This window comes from Halomonas rhizosphaerae (assembly GCF_030012485.1).
GTDB lineage: Bacteria > Pseudomonadota > Gammaproteobacteria > Pseudomonadales > Halomonadaceae > Halomonas > Halomonas rhizosphaerae.
On record NZ_JASCQQ010000006.1, the window covers coordinates 29,517 to 49,988 of the forward strand.

Here is a 20,472-nt window from a genome sequence, read left to right on the forward strand (position 1 = left end):
GGCTCGACGCCAGGGCCGCCGACGGCACGGAAAAGGCGCCTATTGTAGCGAAAGTGCCGCCGCGCCGCATCCATCCCCACGCCGACGGGCGTCCAGAACGATGAGACCCGGCCGAAGCCGGGTCTCGAGGTCGGGTGCAGGATCGATGCTCAGAAGCGGTAGTCCACGGACAGGGCGAACACATCCGCCGAAACCTCGTAGGTCCCCGAGAGGTTGCCCCTGCTCGCATTCTCGTTGGTGGCGGTCGCCTGCTGGTCGATATCGCCATCGTCGGCGAAGACATGCATGTAGCCGGCGGTGATGCCGAGCTCCGGGCTGGGCATCCAGGTGGCACCGAAAGTGGCCCACTGGCGATCGGCATCCGGCACCCGCGGGGTGCGGTACTCGGCGCTCGGCACCGGGCTCTCGTCCACGCCCAGGCCGGCGCGCAGCAGCCACTGCGGGGTCAGCGCATAGTTGGCGCCCACCGAGAAGGCCCAGGTATCGTCCCAGTTTTCCTCGGTCCGACTCGGATCGCGGCCATCTTCGAACTCGACCACCAGTTCGTCGAAGCTGCTCCACTCGGTCCACTCGGCATTGGCCATCAGCGCCAGCCGATCGGTCAGCTGGTGGTAGATCCCCAGATTCAGGTTGGCCGGCGTGGTCAGCTCGGCCTTGCCACCAGTTCCAGTCACCCGCCCCGCGGCAATAGCGCCGTCCGAGAGGGGATCCGTGCCCCTGACGTCGAGCTCGCCGTCGAGGGTCAGGTCAATTTCCGAACGATAGCTGACACCCAGGCGAGTCTGATCGGTCACCTGGAATAGCGTCCCCAGAGTGTAGCCATAGCCCCAGTCATCACCCGTCACCTCACCGATGACATCATTTTGTCCAGGGGTGGCCCTCGGATCACCTGCTCTAAAAGCTAAAGAACCGAAGTCACTGGCATTAGAGAGCGTCGCATCCGCATATTGCGCCCGCAGACCCACCGCCAGGTTGAGGCGTTCGGTCGCCCGATAGTTGAGCGTCGGCTGGAAGTCGATGGTGGTCAGCTCGGTCTCGACGGCGTGGTAGCGGCCGATCCAGTCCTCGTCGTACTTGGTGGAGAGCCCGTAGGGGGCATAGATGGCCAGGCCCAGATCGAACTGCTCGTTCAGCTGCGTCTTGGCGGCAAAGGCCGGGACCACCGCCGTTTCCCCCCCCTCGCGAGAGCCCCCGCGATCATAATTGACCACGCCACCGAGGCTGCTGGCCTCGGCATCCTGCAACTCGAAATTGGCATCGATATAGGCCACCCCGCCGACGACCTGGTTGCCGTCGATATTGCCGATGGCGGCCGGGTTGTAGGCCATGAAGCTGGCGTCCTCGGCACCGGCGGTGGCGTTGGAGAGAGCGTTGGCCAACGTCTTGGCACTCTGCTCGCGGACCTGGAAGCCGGAGGCGGACACCTGGCTGGCGATCAGTGCCGTGGAGGCAAGGGCCACGGCGAGGGAGAGCTTGTTGAACTTGTTGTGCATGGGCTCGACATCCTTTCGGGTAGGTGATGCTGGGTACTTGTCGTTGATCCTTCTGGCGTACCCGCAGTGTTTGCGAATCCGCCACCCGGGATCAAGCACAAACGGCCGTTTGAAAGCAAAAAGTGCTAATACTTTGGTCGAACAACTGTTTCATTTCTTGAATTTTCATTGACTTAGACAACATACGTGCAGCTCGGCAGGCGTGTCTCCACTACCCCTTGACCTATGGGTAACACAAGGGTTTTACACTTGCGCCATGACATCGCCGAGAGACACCGCCATGAAGGTCAGCGAACTGGCACGGCTGGCCGGCGTCACCGCCGAAACCGTACGCCACTACATACGCGAGGGGCTGCTGCATCCCGAGCGCCATCCCGAGAACGGCTACCAGTTGTTCGGACAGAAGGATCTGGACCGGCTGCGCTTCATCCAGCGGGCCCGTACCCTGGGGTTCGGCGTGGCCGAGATCCGCGACATCCTCGACCACGCCGACCATGGCGACTCGCCCTGTCCCATGGTGCGCGACCTGCTGGCCAGCCGGCTGCCGCAGATCCGTGAACGGATCCGCGAGCTGCAGTCCCTGGCTTCGCGCATGGAGCAGGCCCTTGCCGCCTGGGAGGAGATGCCCGACGGCACCCCCGACGGCCACAGCCTCTGCCGCCTGATCGAGAGCTTTCCCGAACCGCTCAATGCCGGCCAAGAGACCGGCGAGGAGACCCGATGAACGCCAGACAGCCCCTGGAACGCCAGGTGCCCGGCATGAACTGCCAGGGTTGCGTGGCCACCATGCGCCGGGCCATCCAGGCCCGTGACGCGCAGGCCGAGGTCACCGGCATGCCGTCCGAGAAGCGCCTCGAGGTCACCACCACCCTGACCGATGACGCCCTGGACAAGGCGCTGGCCGAGGCCGGCTACCCGGCAGCCGGCCGACGGCACCATGAGCGCCGCGTGCCGGGCATGAGCTGCCAGGGCTGTGTCGGCAGGATGCGCAAGGCGATCCAGGCCGAGGACCCGGAGGCCGAGGTGGTCGGCTTCCCGGACGAGAAGCGCCTGGAGGTGGAGACTGCCCTGGAGGTCACCACCCTGGACCGGCTGCTGGAACAGGCCGGCTACCCACCCGCTCGGCCCACGGACGCTGCCGACGCAGAGACCCAGTCATCCCCCGAGCCGGGGCCCGAGTGCCCATCCGGTCAGGAGGAGACGTCCGAGCAGGAGAAGGCCCCAGAGGCGGAAGAGAGCGACGCGCGCGCCACCACCCGACGGCTGTCGATCAGCGGCATGACCTGTGCCAGCTGCGTGAAGAGCGTCCAGCAGGCCCTGGAGCGCACGCCCGGCGTGGTCGGCGCGGAGGTCAACTTCGGCACCCATACCGCCCAGGTGCGCGGCAGCGCCGACCCGGATGCCCTGGTCCAGGCCGTGGAGGACGTGGGCTACGGTGCCGAGCCCATCGTCGACATGCGCGAGGCCGAGCAGGCCCGCGCCGAGCGCGACGCGCGGGAGTATCGCCGCCGCCTGAAGGGGAGTGCCTGGTCGCTGGCCCTGGCCGTGCCCCTCATGGCGAGCATGTTCGTCTTCCACCCCCACCCCGTGGGGGCCGGGCGGCTCTACTGGCTGGTGATCGGCCTGCTGACGCTTGCTGTGATGGTGTTCCCGGGCCGCCACTTCTTCGTCAATGCCTGGAAGAACTTCCGGCACCACCAGGCCAACATGGATACCCTGATCGCCATGGGCACCGGCACCGCCTGGCTCTACTCCATGGCGGTGGTGGCCTTCGCCCCCTGGCTGCCCGAGGTGGCCCGCGGCATCTACTTCGAGGCCTCGGCGATGATCATCGGCCTGGTGCTGCTGGGCAATGCCCTGGAGTTACGGGCGCGGGGCCGGACCAGCGACGCCCTCAAGCGACTGCTCGACCTGCAGAGCCGTACCGCGCGGGTGATCCGCGACGGCGAGGAGCGCGAGGTCGACATCGACGAGGTGCGCGAGGGCGACCACATCCGCGTGCGCCCCGGCGAACGCCTGCCGGTGGACGGCGAGGTGACCGAGGGGCAGAGCCATATCGACGAGTCCATGCTCACCGGCGAGCCCCTGCCGGTGACCAAGGGCGAGGGCGACGAGGTGAGTGCCGGCACGGTCAACGGCAAGGGTTCGCTGGTCTATCGCGCCACCCGCGTCGGTGCCGACACCCGCCTGGGCCAGATCACCGAGCAGGTGGCCAGCGCCCAGAACTCCCGCCCGCCCATCGGCCAGCTGGCCGATCAGGTGTCCAGCGTCTTCGTGCCCTCGGTGATGATCATCGCCGTGATCACCGCGCTGGCCTGGTTCAACTTCGGTGCCGAGCCACGGGTGATCCATATGCTGGTCACCGCCACCACGGTGCTGATCATCGCCTGCCCCTGCGCCCTGGGCCTGGCCACGCCGATCTCGACCATGATCGGCGTGGGCAAGGCGGCCGAGCATGGCGTGCTGGTGAGAAGCGGCGATGCCCTGCAGACCGCCAGCAGGCTCACCACCCTGGTGGTGGACAAGACCGGCACCCTGACCGAGGGCAAGCCGGAGGTGACGGAATCGGAGGTGCTCGAGGGCGACGAGCGGGAGGTGCTGGGCCTGGTGGTGGCCCTGGAGCGCGGCTCCGAGCACCCCCTCGCGGCCGCCCTGATGACCCACGCGGAAGAACGGCAGGCCGAGCCCGGCGAGATTCGCGACTTCGACACCGTCACCGGCGGCGGGGTCAAGGCGACCACCGCCGACGGCAGAGCGCTGCTGCTGGGTAATGCCCGCCTGCTGGAGGAAGCCGGGATCGATCTTTCCAGCGGCCGCGACATTGCCGGCAAACTGGAAGAGAAGGCGCGCACCGTGGTCTATCTGGCGGTGGATGGCCGGCTGGCCGCGCTGTTCGGCATCAGCGACCCGCTGCGCCATGACACCATCGCGGCAGTGAAGCGCCTGCAGGCCGACGGCCTCAAGGTGGTGATGCTCACCGGCGACAACGCGCACACCGCCGGCGCCATCGCCCGGGAAGTCGGCATCGACGACTTCCGCGCCGGCCTGCTGCCCGAGGACAAGCACGCCGAGATCGAGCGCCTTCAGGGCGAGGGCGAGGTCGTCGGCATGGTGGGCGACGGCATCAACGACGCCCCGGCCCTGGCCCGGGCCGACGTGGGCTTCGCCATCGGCCAGGGCACCGACGTGGCCATCGAGAGCGCCGGCATCACCCTGGTGCGCGGCTCGCTGCACGGCGTGGCCGCCGCCATCGAGATCAGCCGGGCCACCCTGCGCAACATCAAGCAGAACCTGGTGGGCGCCTTCGGCTACAACACCCTGGGCATTCCCATCGCCGCCGGGGTGCTCTACCCCATCACCGGCACCCTGCTCTCGCCGATGATCGCCGGGGCCGCCATGTCGCTCTCCTCGATCACCGTGGTGAGCAATGCCAACCGGCTGCGCCTGTTCCGTACTCGGGGCGACACCGATGCCGGCAAGGAAACCTCACCCCCCCGGGAAACGAAGGAGGCCCTGTCATGAGTTGGATCGTCAATCTCGCCGGCCTGGCGCTGATCGCCCTGATCGCCTGGTGGTTCTGGGGGAGCCAACGCTGATCCTTGCTAGGCTTAAGGGGGATAATGGAAACGGAGGTAGCCATGCCCAGGCTCAACGGCGTACTGGAGACCGCGCTCTACGTGAAGGACATGGCCCGGGCACGGACCTTCTTCGAGGGCGTGATGGGGCTCTCGCCCTTCAACGCCGACCATCGCTTCACCGCCTATGACGCCGGGGCCGGCTCGGTGCTGCTGCTCTTCCTGCATGGCGAGACGCTGGAGACCGTGGTGTTGCCGGACGAGATGGGCACGATCCCGCCCCACGACGGCAGCGGCCGGGTGCACCTCGCCTTCGCCATCGCGGCCCGCGAACTCGCGGCCTGGGAGGGCCAGCTCGAGGACCATGGCATTGCCATCGAGGGGCGCACCCACTGGCCACGAGGGGGAGAGAGTCTCTATTTCCGTGACCCCGACGGCCACCTGCTGGAGCTGGCCACGCCGGGCGTCTGGCCCAACTATTGAGACCAGTGCTCGTGATATCGCTCTCCCGGGAGAGTCTGCCTCTTTATTAGACCGTGACCCCGACGGGCAACTGCTGGAGCTGGCCACACCCGGGGTCTGGCCCAACTACTGAGTCACCACGCCTCAGCTGACGCCCATGTAGCGCCCCGGCTTGTGGTTCAGCGCGATGATCAGGTTGAGCGCCACGGCGCCCAGCACCGAGAGCCCTACCCGCTCCATCGGCAGCACCAGCAGGGCGACCAGCATAATGAGCGCATCGATACCCAGCTGGACGTAGCCCGCCCGCCAGCCATAGCGGTCCTGCAGGAAGAGCGCGAGGATATTGATGCCGCCGAGACTCGTGCGATGGCGGAACAGCACCAGCATGCCGATGCCGATCAGGCTGCCGCCCATCAGGGCCGCATAGAGCGGCTGTAGCCACTCGATGCGGATCCAGCCGGCGGTGAGCTCCGAGAACAGCGAGACCAGGCCGATGGCCACGAAGGTGCGCAGCGTGAACGACCAGCCCATGCGACGCACGGCCAGCCAGTAGAACGGCAGGTTGATCAGGAAGAACCCGATGCCGAAGCGCCAGCCGGTGGCATACTGCAGCAGGAAGGCAAGGCCCGCGGTACTGCCGGTGAGCAGCATCGCCTGGGTATAGAAGCTGACGCCGAGGGCGACGAAGAGCGTGCCGACCAGCATCGCCATCACGTCCTCATGGGCGCGATGGGGATCGGTGGGCAGTTCCTGGGGATCCATCTCTCTTTCCTTATAGTGGCTCGGCGTGCTCGACCATCAGCTGAAGGCTCTCGCGCCCCCGCCAGCGGTTGCGATTGAGCTTGTAGGCACAGCGCAGGCGATCGCCGATGCCGAAGGCCGGCACCTCCCCGGGAGTCAGGGCGCGAAACCAGATCGCCTTCAGGCTCGTGGCCCCGGCGGAGAGCTCGAGCATCAGGTGGCTGCCATCGGCCCCCACCGGGCGAAGCGCCTCGACCAGGAACTCGCCCTGGAACAGCGGGGCATCGAACTCCCGGCCATAGGGCCCCAGCCGCTCGACCTCGTCCAGGGTGGCTAGGCCGAGCTGATGGGACGCCAGCTCGCCGTCGGTGAAGATCCGCGGGCAGAGTTCGGTATCACCAAGCTGCTCGCCCACCGCGTGCAGGAAGGCCGTACGGAACGCCGCCAGGTGCTCGCGCGGCACCCCCACCCCGGCGGCGCCGCGGTGGCCACCGAAGCGCGGCAGCGCCTCGGGCGCCAGTTCGAAGGTCCGCTGCAGGGCGTCGCGCAGGTGCAGTCCCTCGATGGAGCGCCCTGAGCCGGTGAGCATGCCGGGGGCCGCCGCCGGCGTCAGCACCAGGGCCGGCCGGCCGAAGGCCTGCACCAGCCTTGATGCGACGATGCCCTGCACGCCGGGATGCCCGGACGCCAGGAAGACGACGATGGCGGGCTCGTCGGCCGTCAGGGCCGGCAGCGCCAGGGCCCTGGCCTCCTCGGCCATTTCCGCCTCGATCGCCTTGCGCGACTGGTTATCCTGGTCCAGCGTCTCCAGGTGCCGCGCCGCCGTGGCGTCATCCGCCGCGAGCATGAAGTGCAGCGCCGCATAGGGATCGTCGAGCCGCGAACGGGCGTTGATCCGAGGCCCCATCTGGAAGGCCAGGGTCTCGGCATCGAAGGGCACGCTGTCGGCCCCCAGGCGTGCCGCCATGGCACGCCAGCAGGCGGCCTCCATGCGGTTGATCAGCGCCAGGCCGTGGGTCACCACGGCGCGGTTGGCGGCGCTGCCGCCCAGGGAGACGCAGTCGGCCACCGTGCCCAGCGCCACGTAGGAGAGCCAGGGCGAGAGCTTGGGCGTCGCCTCGGGCAGCACGCCCCACTCGATCAGCACGCCGCGAGTCAGCGACATCACCAGCCAGGCCACCATGCACCCGGCGATGGTCGGGTCGGGGTAGGCGCAGTCGTCACGGGTGGGATTGACCACGGCGTAGGCCGAGGCCGGCGGGCCCTCCACCGGCAGGGCGTGGTGGTCGCTGACCACCACCTCGATGCCGGCGTCCCGGAGCCGGGCGATGCGCGGCTCGTCGGAGCTGCCGCAGTCGGCGGTGATCACCAGGCTTGGCCGTGGCGAGAGCCCCAGGGTGCGCTCCACCAGCGGCAGGCTGATGCCGTAGCCGTCATGGATGCGGTGGCCGATCAGGCTGTGCAGGCGGGCTTCGGGCACCCCGAAGAGCTCGACCAGGGTGCGCCGGATCACCACGTGGGAGGTGATGCCGTCCACGTCGTAGTCGGTGAGGATGCCGATATGCTCGCCATCCACCACCGCCTGGGCGATGCGCTCGGCCGCACGCCGTGCGTCGGCGAGTTTCTCGGGGTGGGCCAGGTGGCGCAGGCTGGGCGAGACCAGCGGCGCCAGTTCACCCTGGTAACCGGCAAGCCGCCCCGCCAGCACCCGGGCCTGAAGCTCGGTCAGGCCCTCTTCGCGGGCACGGGCATAGAGCGCCTCATCGCGGGGCCTGGGCTGGATGCGGGGGCGCAAGCGCCCCTGCAGCTCGATGGGATCGGTGACGGCGTCCAAGCCTGACTCCTGCGGGTTATCGCGGACGGTTGAGAACAGGGGGCAGCAGCCCGCTCGGGGCTGATCCGGCGACAGGCCTGCGAGGAGGCGCTGTGAACCCATCCCTGGGCGCTACCGATGCCATCCCTGGCATAGGACCTCCTCTTCGGCCTATCCCCGGCGCCCCTCGCTAGTGATGACGCTGCACTAAAGGCATGCGGTTCAGCGGCGGTTCTCGACGACGAACCGCTGCACGGCAGAAAGCTCCGCCGGCAGCACGCTGTAGCGCTCCTCGCGCTCCAGCAGGTCGTCCATGTGCGGCGGCAGCGGCACCCCCGGGAAGCCGGCCTTGACCACCGCCTCGGCGAACTTGGCCGGGTGGGCCGTGGCCAGGGTGATCACCGGGGTCGCGGCATCGGCACGCGCCTGCTCGGCGGCACGGTAGCCGGTGGCGGTGTGCGGGTCGAGGATCTCCTGGGTGCGGTGATGCGCCTCGCGGATCACCTCCAGGATGGTGGCATCACTCACGCTGTGGCTGGCGAAGGACTCGCGCAGCCTGGCCAGCGGCGCCTCGGCCAGCGCCGAGGGCTCGCTCTGGAAGCGCTCGAGCAGGGCCTTCACCGCCGCCCCGTCGCGCTCGTAGGCCTCGAACAGCAGCCGCTCGAAATTGGACGACACCACGATGTCCATGGAGGGCGCCAGGGTGGCCACCAGCTCCTGCTTGGAGAAGTCGTTGTCGGCCAGGGTACGGTGCAGGATGTCGTTGGCGTTGGTGGCGATGATGAACTGTGTCACCGGCAGCCCCATGCGCTTGGCCATGTAGCCGGCGAAGACATTGCCGAAGTTGGCCGAGGGCACGCAGAAGCTCACCGCCCGGTGGGGGGCCCCCAGCGCCACGGCCGAGGCGACGTAGTAGACGATCTGGGCCATGATGCGCGCCCAGTTGATGGAGTTCACCGCCACCAGCCGGGTGCCGTCGAGGAAGCCCTGGTCGGCGAAGCTCGCCTTGACCATGGCCTGGGCGTCATCGAAGTTGCCCTCGATGGCGACGTTGAAGACGTTGTCGGCCAGCACCGTGGTCATCTGGCGGCGCTGCACCTCCGAGACCCGCTGGTGGGGGTGCAGGATGAAGATGTCGAGGTTGTCGCAGTGGCGACAGCCCTCGATGGCCGCCGAGCCGGTGTCGCCGGAGGTCGCCCCCATGATGACGGCCCGCTCGCCGCGCTTCTGCAGGAAGTGGTCGAGGATGCGGCCGAGCAGCTGCAGGGCCACGTCCTTGAAGGCCAGGGTCGGGCCGTGGAACAGCTCGAGCAGGAAGTGGTTGGCGTCGAGCTGGTTGAGGGGCACCACGGCGTCGTGGCTGAAGGTGGCATAGGCCTCCTCGACGATGCCCCGGAAGGTCGCATCGTCGATCTCGCCGTTGACGTAAGGCTTCATGACCCGGAAGGCGATCTCGGCATAGGAGAGCCCCGCCATGGCCGCCAGGTCGTCATGGGAAAGCATCGGAATCTCCTCCGGCACGTAGAGGCCGCCATCGCTGGCCATTCCGGTGAGCACGACCTCCTCGAAGGAGAGCGCGGGCGCCTGCCCGCGGGTGCTGATATAGCGCATGGCTTACTCCTGCTCGTCCAGCGACTCGACGCGAATCCGCGTCACCGGTCCGGCGATGTCGGCCAGCGACTCGATCAGGCGGATCGCCTCGTTCATCTGCTTCTCGCGGGTGCGATGGGTCAGCAGGATGATCGGCACCAGCTCGCCCTCGGTGGCCTCCTTCTGGATCAGCGCCTCGATCGAGATGCCCTGCTCGGAGAGGATCGTCGCCACCCGCGCCAGCACGCCGGGACGGTCCACCGCCAGCAGCCTGAGGTAGTAGGCGGTGATGATGTCCTCCATGGGCATGATCGGCAGGTCGCACTCCGGTTCGCCGATGCCGCTGAAGGCCAGGTAGGGCACCCGGTAGTGGTGGTCGGTGGCGATGTCGCGCGCCACGTCCAGCAGGTCGGCGACCACCGCGGAGGCGGTGGGCTCGGCGCCGGCACCGGCCCCGTAGTAGAGAGTCGGCCCGACGGCATCGCCCATGATGGCGATGGCGTTCTTGACGCCATGGACGCTCGCCAGCAGGCGCTCCTTGGGAATCAGGGTCGGGTGCACGCGTAGCTCGAGGCCCGCCTCGGTGCGCTTGGAGATGCCCAGGTGCTTGATGATGTAGCCCAGGTTGTCGGCCTGCTCCACGTCGTCGGCGGTGATGCGCGAGATGCCCTCGGTGTAGGCCTTGTCGAACTGCAGCGGCACGCCGTAGGCGATGGAGGCGAGGATGGTCAGCTTGTGGGCGGCGTCGATGCCCTCGACGTCGAAGGTCGGGTCGGACTCGGCGTAGCCCAGCGCCTGGGCCTCGGCGAGCACGTCCTCGAAGGCACGCCCCTCGTCGCGCATGTGGGTCAGGATGTAGTTGCCGGTGCCGTTGATGATGCCGGCCACCCACTCGATGCGGTTGGCGCCCAGGCCCTCGCGCAGCGACTTGATCACCGGGATGCCGCCGGCCACCGCGGCCTCGAAGGCGACGATCACGCCCTTCTCGTGGGCGGCGCGGAATATCTCGTTGCCGTGCACGGCGATCAGCGCCTTGTTGGCGGTGACCACGTGCTTGCCGTGCTCGATGGCGGTGAGCACCAGCTCGCGGGCCACGTCGTAGCCCCCGATCAGTTCGACCAGCACGTCGATGTCGGGGTTGGTGGCCACCTCGAAGACGTCGGAGGTGGTCCGGATGCCGGTGGTGTCACAGTCGGGATTGAGGCTGCGGAAGGCGACCTGCTCGATGACGATCGGACGCCCCGCCCGCCGGGCGATGTCGTCGGCATTGCGCGTCAGCACGTTGAAGGTTCCGCCACCGACGGTCCCCAGGCCACAGATTCCCACTCTCACCGGTTTCAATGTCATTCCCCTCGTTCTGGCGTGTGTCTCAGCGTGGATCGGGCCCGTCCGGGCCCGCCGTGCCGACGTTCGTCGACGTCGGTCATCACTCGTTCAGGCCGAGCATGGCGGCCAGGCGCTCCGCCGGCACATAGCCGGGTACCAGGCGACCATCGGGCAGCACGATCGCCGGCGTGCCCTGGACGCCGAGCTCCATGCCCAGATGATACTGTTCCTCGACCGGATTGTCGCAGTCGGCGGCACCCGAGAGCGCTTCCTCGCGCTTGGCCGCGGACATGGCCTCGGCCGGATTGTCGGCGCACCACACCTGCTGCAGCTCCCGCCCCCCCGGCGAGCCCAGGCCGCTGCGCGGGAAGGCCAGGTAGTGCACCTCGATACCCATCTCGTTGAGGCGCGGCACCTCCTCATGGAGCTGACGGCAGTAGGGGCAGGTGGTGTCGGTGAAGACCATGAGGGTGGCGCGGCTCTCGTCGGCGCCGCGGAAGACCACCCGCTCGCTCTCCGGCACCGCGGCGAGACGCCCGCTGCGCTCGGCATTGTTCCCCTGCTCGGTGAGGTTGACCAGGCCGCTCTCGCCGTTCTCGTAGAGGTCACCGACCAGGAAGTGGCTGCCCTCGGCGTTGCTGTAGAAGGTCTCCCCGCTCTCCAGCCGGACCTCGAAGAAGCCTTCCAGAGGTGTCTCGCGCACGCGCTCCACCGGCATGGACTGGCCGTTGACCGTGAGGGTCTCGGCCAGCTGTTCGGCCGGGTCGGCCTGGGCAACGGGCAGCAGGGCCAGGGAGGCGGCGAGCAGTCCGCCGCCGAGGGTAAGGGTCGATCGTCTCATGAGTCAGCCTCGAGGATGATGGTGGGCGTGCAGGGCTTCCAGTCGCACCTGCGCCACATGGGTGTAGATCTGCGTGGTCGAGAGGTCGCTGTGACCGAGCAGCAGCTGTACGACACGCAGGTTGGCCCCATGATTCAACAGATGGGTGGCGAAGGCGTGGCGCAGGGTGTGCGGCGACAGCGGACGGTCGATGCCCGCGGTACGCGCATGGGCCTTGATGCGGTGCCAGAAGGCCTGGCGCGTCAGGCAGCGGTCGCCACGCCCGGGAAACAGCGCCGGCCGTGTGATGTCGACCATCAGCGCGCCGCGGGCGCCGCGCAGGTAGCGAGTCAGCCACGCCACGGCCTCCTCGCCCAGCGGCACCAGGCGGTCCTTGTCGCCCTTGCCCCGCACCCGGACCACGCCCTGGCGCAGGTTCACCGCGTCGGTGGTCAGCCCGACCAACTCAGAGACACGCAGCCCGGCCCCGTAGAGGACCTCGAGCATGGCCCTGTCGCGCATGCCCAGGTCGGTGGTGAGGTCCGGGGCCGCGAGCAGGCGCTCCACCTCGGCCTCCTCCAGGGTATCAGGGAGCGAGGGGCGCACCCGGGGCAGGCGAACCTCGGCCAGCGGGTCGTGGTCGACGAGCCCCTCGGCCAGCGCCCAGCGGTAGAACCCCCGCAGGCTGGATAGCAGACGGGCGTTGCTGCGCAGGCTGTAACCGGCGTCGCGACGCTCGTCGAGCCAGGCCGGCAGCACCCCGCCGGCCGGTGCCAGCAGCCGCTGGTCGACGCCCTCGAGGCGAGCCTGCCAGGCACTCAGGTCATGGCGATAGGCGGCCAGGGTATTGGCGCTCGCGCCCCGCTCCAGCCACAGGCCGTCGAGAAAGGCATCGACCAGCGTGCCCGCATCCATGGTGGTTTCCATAGGGCTCCCGGACATGCCCCAGCAGCACGAAACCCCGCCCCGCGGAGCGGTGACGGGGTTTCGCAAGGGGTGCGGGGCCTGGGGCCCCGGCACCACGGGCCGGCAGAGGCGCTCGCCTCAGGCCAGCTTTTCCTTGATGCGGGCAGACCGGCCGCTGCGCTCGCGGAGGTAGTACAGCTTGGCCTGGCGCACGTCACCGCGACGCTTGACCTCGATGGAGTCGACCAGCGGGCTGTAGGTCTGGAAGGTCCGCTCGACACCGACACCGTGGGAGATCTTGCGCACGGTGAAGGCCGAGTTCAGGCCGCGGTTGCGCTTGCCGATGACCACGCCTTCGAAGGCCTGGAGGCGCTCGCGGGTGCCTTCCTTGACCTTGACCTGGACGACCACGGTATCGCCGGGGGCGAAGACCGGCACTTCCTTGCTCATCTGCTCGCTCTCGAGCGCCTGGATCACCTTGTTCTTGCTGCTCATGACATTGACTCCTTGATAACCTGATCCGCCGGTCGGCTTGGGTCGCCGGCGAACCGTGATCCCGGCGCCCGAGTCGAGCTCGAGAGCGCGGGAATGCGTTGGTGACACAGGTCCGCCTGCCCGCTCGGGGCGTCGTGGCGTCCTGCACCTCCGCCCTGACCTATCGGCTGGTCAGCGCGTAGTCCTCGATGAACTCCTCGAGCAGCTCGCACTGCTCGGCACTCAACGTCCTGCCTTCCAGCAGGTCGGGGCGCCTGAGCCAGGTCCGCCCCAGGGACTGCTTGAGCCGCCAGCGCCGGATGGCGCCATGGTGGCCGCTGAGCAGGACCTCCGGCACCCGCCGCCCATCGATTTCCTCCGGGCGCGTATAGTGCGGACAATCCAGCAGTCCGTCGTTGAAGGAGTCCTCGACCGCGGAATCCTGATGGCCCAGCACTCCGGGCACCAGCCTTGCCGCGGCATCGATCAGCACCATGGCCGGCAGCTCGCCGCCGCTGAGCACATAGTCGCCGATCGACCACTCCTCATCGATGTCGGCTTCCACCACCCGCTCATCGATGCCTTCGTAGCGTCCGGCCACCACCACCAGGGGTGGGCCCGACGCCAGTTCCTGCACGCCCCGCTGATCCAGGCGGCGCCCCTGGGGCGACAGGTAGATGACCTTCGCCCGTTTCCCGGTGGCCGCCTCGGCCCGCTCGCGAGCGGCGTGGATGGCCGAGCGCAGGGTGTCGACCTTCATCAGCATCCCCGGGCCACCGCCATAGGGGCGATCGTCCACGGTGCGATGCCGGTCGGTGGCATAGTCCCGGGGGTTCCAGAACTCGAGCGCGATGCGCCCCTTCTCCACCGCCCTGCCCGTGACGCCATGGCGAGTGATCGCCTCGAACATCTCGGGAAACAGCGATACTACCCCGATCCACATGTCGGCCGACGTCGAATCGGGTGCCATCAGACCGGTTTCCGTCAAACCTGGTGCCATCAAAAATCCGGATCCCAGTCGACGGTCATCACGCCGGCCTCGAGGTCCACGTCCAGCACCACCTCGCCGGGCAGGTAGGGCAGCAACCGCTCGCGTGCCTCGATGCCCTCGTCGACCTCGCCCTTGACGACCATGACGTCGTTGGCGCCGGTCTCGAAGAGATAGGCGATGTGTCCAAGCGCCAGTCCCTCGCGGGTCACCACCCGGAGACCCTCCAGCTGATACCAGTAGTAGTCATCAGCCTCGAGCGCGGGCAGTTCCGCCTTGGGCAGCAGGATCTCGGCCCCGGCCAGGGCCTCGGCCGCCTCGCGGCTGTCGATTCCCTCGAGCCGGGCCACCAGGCCCTTGCCCTGGCGACGCCCCTGGACGACGCCCACCCGGGTCAGCGTCGTCCCCTGGCGCAGCACCCAGGACGCGTAGTCGAGGATGCCCTCCATGGGGCTGGTGTACGAGTACACCTTAAGCCAGCCCTTGACACCGTAGGGGCTGGTCAGCGTGCCCAGCACCACATGATCGTCGGCGGGCTGCGCTTGCGCATTTTCGCTCATCGACGACCCCTGGACCGTTGCAGCCGGCAAGTCAGACCCTTCAGGCCTGCTTGCGGGCTTCCTTGACCAGCTCGGCGACGCGGTCGGAGAGCTGGGCACCCTGGCTCTGCCAGTGGCTGATGCGCTCCAGGTCGACGCGCAGGCGCTCTTCCTGGCCACGGGCCACGGGGTTGAAGAAGCCCAGGCGCTCGATGAAGCGGCCGTCACGGGACTTGCGAGAATCGGTCACGGTGAGGTGGTAGAAGGGACGCTTCTTGGCGCCACCACGTGCCAGACGAATGGTAACCATGCGTTGATTATCCTTCGGTTGAAGTTGCGGATGTTTCGGCCGAGGTACCGATACCCTGCTGGCCCTCGACGATCTGCTACGGGAAGCGGGCCGACGGCCCGGCTTCGGGTCATTCGGTCACGACGATGGCCGCGTCGATCGCGGTCCTGCCAGTGAAGACGCGACATTCTACGGAAAACCGCCCGACTTGGAAACCTTTTTGCGGGAGCCGGCCCGCGGCGGGCAGGCTCAGCGCCACGGCATGCCGCCGGGACCGCCCATGCCCCCCATGCCACCGGGTCCACCCGGGCCGCCCGGGCCGCCCGGGCCGCCCATCATGCCGGACATGCCGCGCATCATCTTCTGCATGCCGCCCTTCTTGCCCGCCTTCTTCATCATCTTCTGCATCTGCTTGTGCTGCTTGAGCAGGCGGTTCAGGTCCGGCACCTGCAGGCCGGCCCCGGCGGCAATGCGCCGCTTGCGCGAGCCGTTGATGATCTCGGGCTTGCGCCGCTCCTGGGGAGTCATGGAGTTGATCAGCGCCTCGAGCTTGCCCAGCTCCTTCTCGGGGCCGGGGCCCTGGGCCATCTCGGCCATCTGGCCCATCCCCGGCAGCTTGCCCATCAGGCCGCCCATGCCGCCCATCTTCTTGAGCTGCTGGAGCTGGTCGCGGAAGTCCTCGAGGTCGAAGCCCTGGCCCTTCTTGACCTTCCTGGCCAGCTGTTCGGCCTTCTGCTTGTCGACGGTGCGCTCGGCCTCCTCGATCAGCGACAGCACGTCGCCCATGCCGAGAATCCGCGAGGCCACGCGGTCCGGATGGAAGGGCTCGAGGGCATCGACCTTCTCGCCCACGCCCATGAACTTGATCGGCTTGCCGGTGATGTGGCGCACCGACAGCGCCGCACCGCCGCGGGCATCGCCATCGGCCTTAGTGAGGATCACCCCGGTCAACGGAAGCGCCTCGTGGAAGGCCTTGGCGGTGTTGGCGGCATCCTGGCCGGTCATGGCATCGACGACGAACAGCGTCTCGGCGGGCACCACGGCCTTATGCAGCGCCTGGATCTCGGCCATCATCGCCTCGTCGATGGCCAGGCGGCCGGCGGTGTCGACGATCACCACGTCATGGAACTGGATCCTGGCATGCTTGATCGCCGCCTCGGCGATGTCGACGGGCTTCTGGTCGGAGCGTGACGGGAAGAAGTCGACCTCGACCTCGCGGGCCAGGGTCTCGAGCTGGTCAATGGCCGCCGGGCGGTAGACGTCGGCGGAGACCACCAGCACCTTCTTCTTCTCCCGCTCACGCAGGTAGCGCGCGAGCTTGGCTACCGAGGTGGTCTTGCCCGCGCCCTGCAGGCCGGCCATCAGCACCACGGCCGGGGTGCCCTTGAGGGTCAGCCCCTCGTTGGCCTCGCCCATGATCGCCTCGAGCTCCTGCTGGACGATCTTGACGAACTGCTGCCCCGGGGAAAGGCTCTGGGAGACCTCCTGCCCCACCGCGCGCTCGCGCACGCGGTCGATGAACGCCTTGACCACCGGCAGGGCCACGTCGGCCTCGAGCAGCGCCCGGCGCACCTCGCGCAGGGTGTCCTTGACGTTGTCCTCGGTCAGGCGCGCCTGACCCTTGATAGACTTGAGCGTCTGCGACAGACGCTCGCTGAGATTCTGGAACATGGGCCTCTCCACTCACGATGGCCGGAGAGCCTACCCGGCACCGACCGGGGGCTCCCTGCAATGGTCGAAAATTATACGCCCTGTGGCCGCCAGTCTCCATGCATGGCGGGCATTCCCGGCCCCGCGAGGGGCACCGACATGCTGTGCGCGGCCAAGCGGATTCGGTATAGTAGCGGCTCCATTCCCTACCACCAGCGCTGGCGAAGGCGCACGGACAGCGATCGATGCAGCCGCTATCACTTGCCGTCATGGCCTTCATCTTCTATCTCGGTGCCGCCTCCTGGCAGGGGCTGACCCTGGCCCGGCGAGTGCCGCCCCGCGCCATGCTGGTGCGAGTCCTGGGCCTGCTCGGCCTGCTCTGCCACCTGCCCCTGGCCGCTGCGCTGCTGGTCCGCGGCGACTCCCTGCTGCCCGGGCTCTCGACCAGCGCGGTGCTGGCCAGCGGCCTGGCCGTCCTGGTGCTGCTGGTGGTCAGCCTCGTCAAGCCGGTGCTCAACGTCGCCACCGGCCTGCTGCCGCTGGCCGGCCTGACCCTGCTGCTGGCCGTCGGCCTGCCGAGCCCCGAGCGTGGAGCCGGCATGACACCGGGGATCGCCCTGCACGCCCTGAGCTCCGCGCTGGCCTTCGCGCTGCTGGCCATCGCCGCCATCCAGGCGGTGCTGCTCGGCGTCCAGAACCAGGCGCTGCGCCACCACCATATCCGCGGCGTGGTCCAGTCGCTGCCGCCGCTGACCACCATGGAGCGGATCCTCTTCGAGCTGATCTGGGCCGGCATGGTCCTGCTGACCCTGTCGATCGTCAGCGGCTTCCTGTTCCTCGACAACATGTTCGCCCAGCACCTGGCCCACAAGTCGATCCTCTCGCTGGCCGCCTGGGTGATCTTCGCCACCCTGCTGTTCAGCCACCACCGGCTGGGCTGGCGAGGCATGCGGGCGGTCCGCTGGACCCTGGGGGGCTGCCTGGTGCTGCTGATCGCCTACTTCGGCAGCAAGTTCGTGCTGGAGATCCTGCTCGACCGCGGCTGACGCCTGCACGCGCCTTGACACCGGATGACCGACCCCCTACAACTCGAGCCTGATACGCCTTTGAGGACCCTTCGACTTGAGTGACGACTTCCCGCTGGGACTGCTGTTCGGCCTGCTGTTTCTGCTCATCTGTCTTTCCGCCTTCTTCTCCAGTTCCGAGACCGGGATGATGTCGATCAACCGCTATCGCCTGAGCCACCAGGCGAACAGCGGTGAGCGCGCCGCCCAGCGCGTGCTGCGTCTGCTGGCCCGCCCCGACCGGCTGATCGGCGTGATCCTGATCGGCAACAACCTGGTCAACAACCTGGCCGCGGCCATCGCCACGGTAGTCGCCATCCATTTCTTCGGCGAGGTGACCGGCCCGGCCATCGCCCCGCTGATCCTCACCATCGTGATCCTGATCTTCGCCGAGGTGGGCCCCAAGACCTATGCGGCGGTGAAGCCGGAGCGCATCGCCTACCCTGCCTCGCTGGTGCTCGAGCCGCTGCTCAAGCTGCTCTACCCGCTGGTATGGCTGGTCAACGCGATCTCCAATGGCCTGCTGCGCCTGCTGGGGGTCAGGAACATCGACGGGGGCGCCGACAACCTGACCCGCGACGAGCTACGCACCGTGGTGCACGAGGCCGGCACCCTGATCCCGCGCCGCCACCAGGCGATGCTGCTGTCGATCCTCGACCTCGAGAACGTTACCGTGAACGACATCATGGTGCCGCGCCACGAGGTGATGGGCCTCGACCTGGACGACGACCTGGAGGAGATCCTGGCCCGCATCCGCACCAGCCAGCACACCCGGGTACCGGTCTACAAGGGCGACATCAACAACATCATCGGCATGCTCCACCTGCGCAATGCGGCGCGCTTCCTGTCCCGCGGCGAGGTGACCAAGGCGGCCATCGTCCAGGAGGCCCGCGAGCCCTACTTCATCCCCGAGTCCACCCCGCTGCATACCCAGTTGCTCAACTTCCAGAAGCAGAAGCGGCGCATCGGCATCGTGGTGGACGAGTACGGCGATGTGGAGGGGCTGGTGACCCTGGAGGACATCCTCGAGGAGATCGTCGGCGAGTTCACCACCGACGTGGCGGGCCTGGACCAGGAGATCCATCCGCAGGAAGACGGCAGCCACGTGATCGACGGCACCGCCAACATCCGCGACATCAACAAGGCGCTGGGCTGGCTGCTGCCCACGGATGGCCCCAAGACCCTCAATGGCGTGATCCTCGAGCACCTGGAGTCCTTCCCCGACGGGCCGGCCTGCCTGCAGATCGGCAGCGTGCGCATGGAGATCCTCGAGGTCCGCGACAACCTGATCACCGCGGCACGCTGCTGGCAGCCGGTGCGGCGCCCCCCGCGCCGCGGCTGACCCCTACCTCCGCGCGCTGTCGGCCCAGCCCTCGGCCTCGGCCTTGAGTGCCCGCACCCGGGCCTCGACGTTGCGCCGGCTCGCCTCGCCGGCCGGCATGGGCTCACCGAAGAAAAGGGCCACCCGCGCCCGGAACCGGCGAGGCGGCCGGGTCAGCGCCTTACCGCCATGGTGCGAGGTCCAGGAGCCCCAGAGGCCGGCCAGCCCGGCGGGCACCACTGGCACCGCATCCCGGGCCAGGATCAGCTCGAGGCCGCGGCGAAAGGGGTGCATCTCGCCGTCCGGCGTCAGGCGTCCTTCGGGAAACACCATCACCACCTCGCCCTGGCGCAGCGCGCGGCTGACCTCGACCAGCGCATGGCGCACGCTGCCCGGATCGCGACGGTCGGCATCCACGGGAATGGCCCCCACCAGGCGGAACAGCCAGTTGAGCCAGGGCGACTCGTAGATCGGCTTGTCCATCAGGAAGCGCAGCGGCCGGGGGCTTGCCCCGCCCACTACCAGGGCATCCATGAAACTGACGTGGTTGCAGACGACGATGGCCGGGCCACGCGGGGGAATGTGGTGTCGACCGCGGAATCGCAGCCGATAGACGAGATGGACCAGCAGGAAGACCAGCCAGCGCAGGAAGGGGCGGGGCGCACTGGCCAGTCGCCAGCTCCCCGCCACTACCGCCAGGCTCGTGACCCCCCATAGCCAGGGGGTCATCACGTCACGCCGGGCGCGTGCCTGAGGCCGGCCAGGATGGTCGCGAGCAGCTGGTCGAGCAGCTCGCGCACCTCCAGCGGCTCACCCTGCCAGTAGCCGAGGCGCTCGTTGAGCCCCAGCTGGACCAGGCCATGGACGCTGCCCCAGAGGGTGCGGCTCAGCCGCCGTGCCTCCAGGTCGTCCAGCGCCGGCTGGTACTCCTTGAGGGTCGCCTCGACGCGCAGGAAGAGGCCCTCGATCATCTCGTTCTGGCGCTGGTCCAATTCCCCCTCCTGGGCCAGGGGATAGTCGAACAGCAGTTGCCAGCGATAGGCATCCTGGCGGGCGAACTGCCAGTAGGCGCTGGCCAGCGCCTTGAGCCGCTCCTCGGGGGCGATGTCGGCCAGCAGCGGCTCGATCACCCCGCGCAGGCGCGCCAGGGTCTCGATGTTGACGTGCTGCAGCAGGTTCCCGAAGCTGCCGTAGAGCTTGAGCAGGGTGCTCGGCGCACAGCCGACCTCCCGGGCGAGGGCACGCAGCGACAGCGTGTGGGCCGGATGCTCCTGCAGCCAGGCATCGCATGCGGCCATGACCTGAGCATGGAGTGCCTCGGGGGCATGCTGTCTGGGACGGGCCATCGGTTTCCTCGCAGGAAGAGTCGCGGGCATCGCGGGTCGGGCGACAAGGATACTCTCATCGAACACTGTTTTCGA

Annotated in this window: 19 protein-coding genes; 5 read left to right on the forward strand and 14 right to left on the reverse strand. The window is 68.3% G+C overall.

Annotation, left to right across the window (positions count from 1 at the left end; translation table 11 throughout):
- Nucleotides 1–149: 149 nt before the first annotated feature.
- Nucleotides 150–1,493 (reverse strand): OmpP1/FadL family transporter, encoded by a 1,344-nt coding sequence (locus tag QLQ86_RS02155; protein WP_282815775.1) that lies wholly within the window; start codon nucleotides 1,491–1,493, stop codon nucleotides 150–152.
- Between the two features lie 280 nt (nucleotides 1,494–1,773).
- Between QLQ86_RS02155 and QLQ86_RS02160 the strand changes: the two genes are divergently transcribed.
- The 3 genes from QLQ86_RS02160 to QLQ86_RS02170 all read left to right on the forward strand — a co-directional run bounded on the left by QLQ86_RS02160 (nucleotide 1,774) and on the right by QLQ86_RS02170 (nucleotide 5,551).
- On the forward strand, nucleotides 1,774–2,217 hold the full coding sequence (locus tag QLQ86_RS02160; protein ID WP_282815776.1) for a MerR family transcriptional regulator: 444 nt from the start codon (nucleotides 1,774–1,776) through the stop codon (nucleotides 2,215–2,217).
- Entirely contained in the window at nucleotides 2,214–5,015 is a 2,802-nt protein-coding gene (locus QLQ86_RS02165; protein ID WP_326521262.1) for a heavy metal translocating P-type ATPase, read from the forward strand. Before QLQ86_RS02160 ends, QLQ86_RS02165 begins: the two co-directional genes overlap by 4 nt.
- 116 nt (nucleotides 5,016–5,131) lie before the next feature.
- Entirely contained in the window at nucleotides 5,132–5,551 is a 420-nt protein-coding gene (locus QLQ86_RS02170; RefSeq protein ID WP_282815777.1) for a VOC family protein, read from the forward strand.
- Nucleotides 5,552–5,674: 123 nt separating this feature from the next.
- Here the strand turns inward: QLQ86_RS02170 and QLQ86_RS02175 are convergent, their stop codons facing one another.
- From QLQ86_RS02175 to ffh, 11 genes are all read right to left on the reverse strand, one after another.
- Nucleotides 5,675–6,292, reverse strand: coding sequence for a YitT family protein (locus QLQ86_RS02175; protein WP_282815778.1), 618 nt, complete (start codon nucleotides 6,290–6,292; stop codon nucleotides 5,675–5,677).
- Nucleotides 6,293–6,302: 10 nt separating this feature from the next.
- Nucleotides 6,303–8,105 carry a single-stranded-DNA-specific exonuclease RecJ gene (locus tag QLQ86_RS02180; RefSeq protein ID WP_282815779.1) on the reverse strand — a complete coding sequence of 601 codons (1,803 nt, stop codon included), beginning with the start codon at nucleotides 8,103–8,105 and terminating at the stop codon, nucleotides 6,303–6,305.
- A gap of 201 nt (nucleotides 8,106–8,306) precedes the next feature.
- Nucleotides 8,307–9,695, reverse strand: coding sequence for a threonine synthase (gene thrC, locus QLQ86_RS02185; protein WP_282815780.1), 1,389 nt, complete (start codon nucleotides 9,693–9,695; stop codon nucleotides 8,307–8,309).
- A gap of 3 nt (nucleotides 9,696–9,698) precedes the next feature.
- Nucleotides 9,699–11,015 carry a homoserine dehydrogenase gene (locus QLQ86_RS02190; protein WP_282734120.1) on the reverse strand — a complete coding sequence of 439 codons (1,317 nt, stop codon included), beginning with the start codon at nucleotides 11,013–11,015 and terminating at the stop codon, nucleotides 9,699–9,701.
- An 85-nt stretch (nucleotides 11,016–11,100) separates the two neighbouring features.
- Nucleotides 11,101–11,841: a DsbC family protein gene (locus QLQ86_RS02195; protein WP_282815781.1), complete on the reverse strand. Its 741-nt coding sequence runs from the start codon at nucleotides 11,839–11,841 to the stop codon at nucleotides 11,101–11,103.
- A 3-nt stretch (nucleotides 11,842–11,844) separates the two neighbouring features.
- A complete protein-coding gene (gene xerD, locus QLQ86_RS02200; protein ID WP_282815782.1) occupies nucleotides 11,845–12,747 on the reverse strand; it encodes a site-specific tyrosine recombinase XerD in 903 nt (300 codons plus the stop codon).
- 117 nt (nucleotides 12,748–12,864) lie between these two features.
- Nucleotides 12,865–13,221, reverse strand: coding sequence for a 50S ribosomal protein L19 (gene rplS, locus QLQ86_RS02205; protein WP_282734117.1), 357 nt, complete (start codon nucleotides 13,219–13,221; stop codon nucleotides 12,865–12,867).
- 160 nt (nucleotides 13,222–13,381) lie between these two features.
- Nucleotides 13,382–14,143 (reverse strand): tRNA (guanosine(37)-N1)-methyltransferase TrmD, encoded by a 762-nt coding sequence (gene trmD, locus QLQ86_RS02210; RefSeq protein ID WP_282734263.1) that lies wholly within the window; start codon nucleotides 14,141–14,143, stop codon nucleotides 13,382–13,384.
- 56 nt (nucleotides 14,144–14,199) lie between these two features.
- Nucleotides 14,200–14,748, reverse strand: a complete 549-nt coding sequence (rimM, locus tag QLQ86_RS02215) for a ribosome maturation factor RimM (protein ID WP_282734116.1) — start codon at nucleotides 14,746–14,748, stop codon at nucleotides 14,200–14,202.
- Between the two features lie 40 nt (nucleotides 14,749–14,788).
- Entirely contained in the window at nucleotides 14,789–15,037 is a 249-nt protein-coding gene (gene rpsP / locus QLQ86_RS02220; protein WP_133637530.1) for a 30S ribosomal protein S16, read from the reverse strand.
- 228 nt (nucleotides 15,038–15,265) lie between these two features.
- Nucleotides 15,266–16,687, reverse strand: a complete 1,422-nt coding sequence (gene ffh, locus QLQ86_RS02225; protein WP_282815783.1) for a signal recognition particle protein — start codon at nucleotides 16,685–16,687, stop codon at nucleotides 15,266–15,268.
- Nucleotides 16,688–16,911: 224 nt separating this feature from the next.
- On the opposite strand from ffh, the gene QLQ86_RS02230 reads away from it, so the two are divergent.
- The gene (locus QLQ86_RS02230; protein ID WP_282734114.1) at nucleotides 16,912–17,712 is read left to right on the forward strand and encodes a cytochrome C assembly family protein; all 801 of its coding nucleotides are present in this window, start codon (nucleotides 16,912–16,914) and stop codon (nucleotides 17,710–17,712) included.
- 76 nt (nucleotides 17,713–17,788) lie between these two features.
- Complete coding sequence (locus QLQ86_RS02235; protein WP_282734113.1) at nucleotides 17,789–19,072, forward strand: HlyC/CorC family transporter; 1,284 nt, start codon at nucleotides 17,789–17,791, stop codon at nucleotides 19,070–19,072.
- 3 nt (nucleotides 19,073–19,075) lie between these two features.
- Here QLQ86_RS02235 and QLQ86_RS02240 read toward each other — a convergent pair whose 3' ends face one another.
- Nucleotides 19,076–19,780 carry a 1-acyl-sn-glycerol-3-phosphate acyltransferase gene (locus QLQ86_RS02240; protein ID WP_282734112.1) on the reverse strand — a complete coding sequence of 235 codons (705 nt, stop codon included), beginning with the start codon at nucleotides 19,778–19,780 and terminating at the stop codon, nucleotides 19,076–19,078.
- The gene (locus QLQ86_RS02245) at nucleotides 19,780–20,397 is read right to left on the reverse strand and encodes a TetR/AcrR family transcriptional regulator (RefSeq protein ID WP_282734111.1); all 618 of its coding nucleotides are present in this window, start codon (nucleotides 20,395–20,397) and stop codon (nucleotides 19,780–19,782) included. The genes QLQ86_RS02240 and QLQ86_RS02245 overlap by 1 nt, the downstream gene beginning before the upstream one ends.
- Between the last annotated feature and the right edge of the window lie 75 nt (nucleotides 20,398–20,472).

Excerpts from the sequence above, each read along its gene's own strand:
- xerD (WP_282815782.1), bottom strand. The coding sequence starts at position 12,747 with ATGGAAACCACCATGGATGCGGGCACGCTGGTCGATGCCTTTCTCGAC.
- QLQ86_RS02240 (WP_282734112.1), bottom strand. The coding sequence starts at position 19,780 with ATGACCCCCTGGCTATGGGGGGTCACGAGCCTGGCGGTAGTGGCGGGG.
- QLQ86_RS02165 (WP_326521262.1), top strand. The coding sequence starts at position 2,214 with ATGAACGCCAGACAGCCCCTGGAACGCCAGGTGCCCGGCATGAACTGC.
- rimM (WP_282734116.1), bottom strand. The coding sequence starts at position 14,748 with ATGAGCGAAAATGCGCAAGCGCAGCCCGCCGACGATCATGTGGTGCTG.
- QLQ86_RS02155 (WP_282815775.1), bottom strand. The coding sequence starts at position 1,493 with ATGCACAACAAGTTCAACAAGCTCTCCCTCGCCGTGGCCCTTGCCTCC.
- thrC (WP_282815780.1), bottom strand. The coding sequence starts at position 9,695 with ATGCGCTATATCAGCACCCGCGGGCAGGCGCCCGCGCTCTCCTTCGAG.
- QLQ86_RS02175 (WP_282815778.1), bottom strand. The coding sequence starts at position 6,292 with ATGGATCCCCAGGAACTGCCCACCGATCCCCATCGCGCCCATGAGGAC.
- QLQ86_RS02170 (WP_282815777.1), top strand. The coding sequence starts at position 5,132 with ATGCCCAGGCTCAACGGCGTACTGGAGACCGCGCTCTACGTGAAGGAC.
- ffh (WP_282815783.1), bottom strand. The coding sequence starts at position 16,687 with ATGTTCCAGAATCTCAGCGAGCGTCTGTCGCAGACGCTCAAGTCTATC.
- rplS (WP_282734117.1), bottom strand. The coding sequence starts at position 13,221 with ATGAGCAGCAAGAACAAGGTGATCCAGGCGCTCGAGAGCGAGCAGATG.
- QLQ86_RS02195 (WP_282815781.1), bottom strand. The coding sequence starts at position 11,841 with ATGAGACGATCGACCCTTACCCTCGGCGGCGGACTGCTCGCCGCCTCC.
- trmD (WP_282734263.1), bottom strand. The coding sequence starts at position 14,143 with ATGTGGATCGGGGTAGTATCGCTGTTTCCCGAGATGTTCGAGGCGATC.
- QLQ86_RS02230 (WP_282734114.1), top strand. The coding sequence starts at position 16,912 with ATGCAGCCGCTATCACTTGCCGTCATGGCCTTCATCTTCTATCTCGGT.
- rpsP (WP_133637530.1), bottom strand. The coding sequence starts at position 15,037 with ATGGTTACCATTCGTCTGGCACGTGGTGGCGCCAAGAAGCGTCCCTTC.
- QLQ86_RS02245 (WP_282734111.1), bottom strand. The coding sequence starts at position 20,397 with ATGGCCCGTCCCAGACAGCATGCCCCCGAGGCACTCCATGCTCAGGTC.
- QLQ86_RS02160 (WP_282815776.1), top strand. The coding sequence starts at position 1,774 with ATGAAGGTCAGCGAACTGGCACGGCTGGCCGGCGTCACCGCCGAAACC.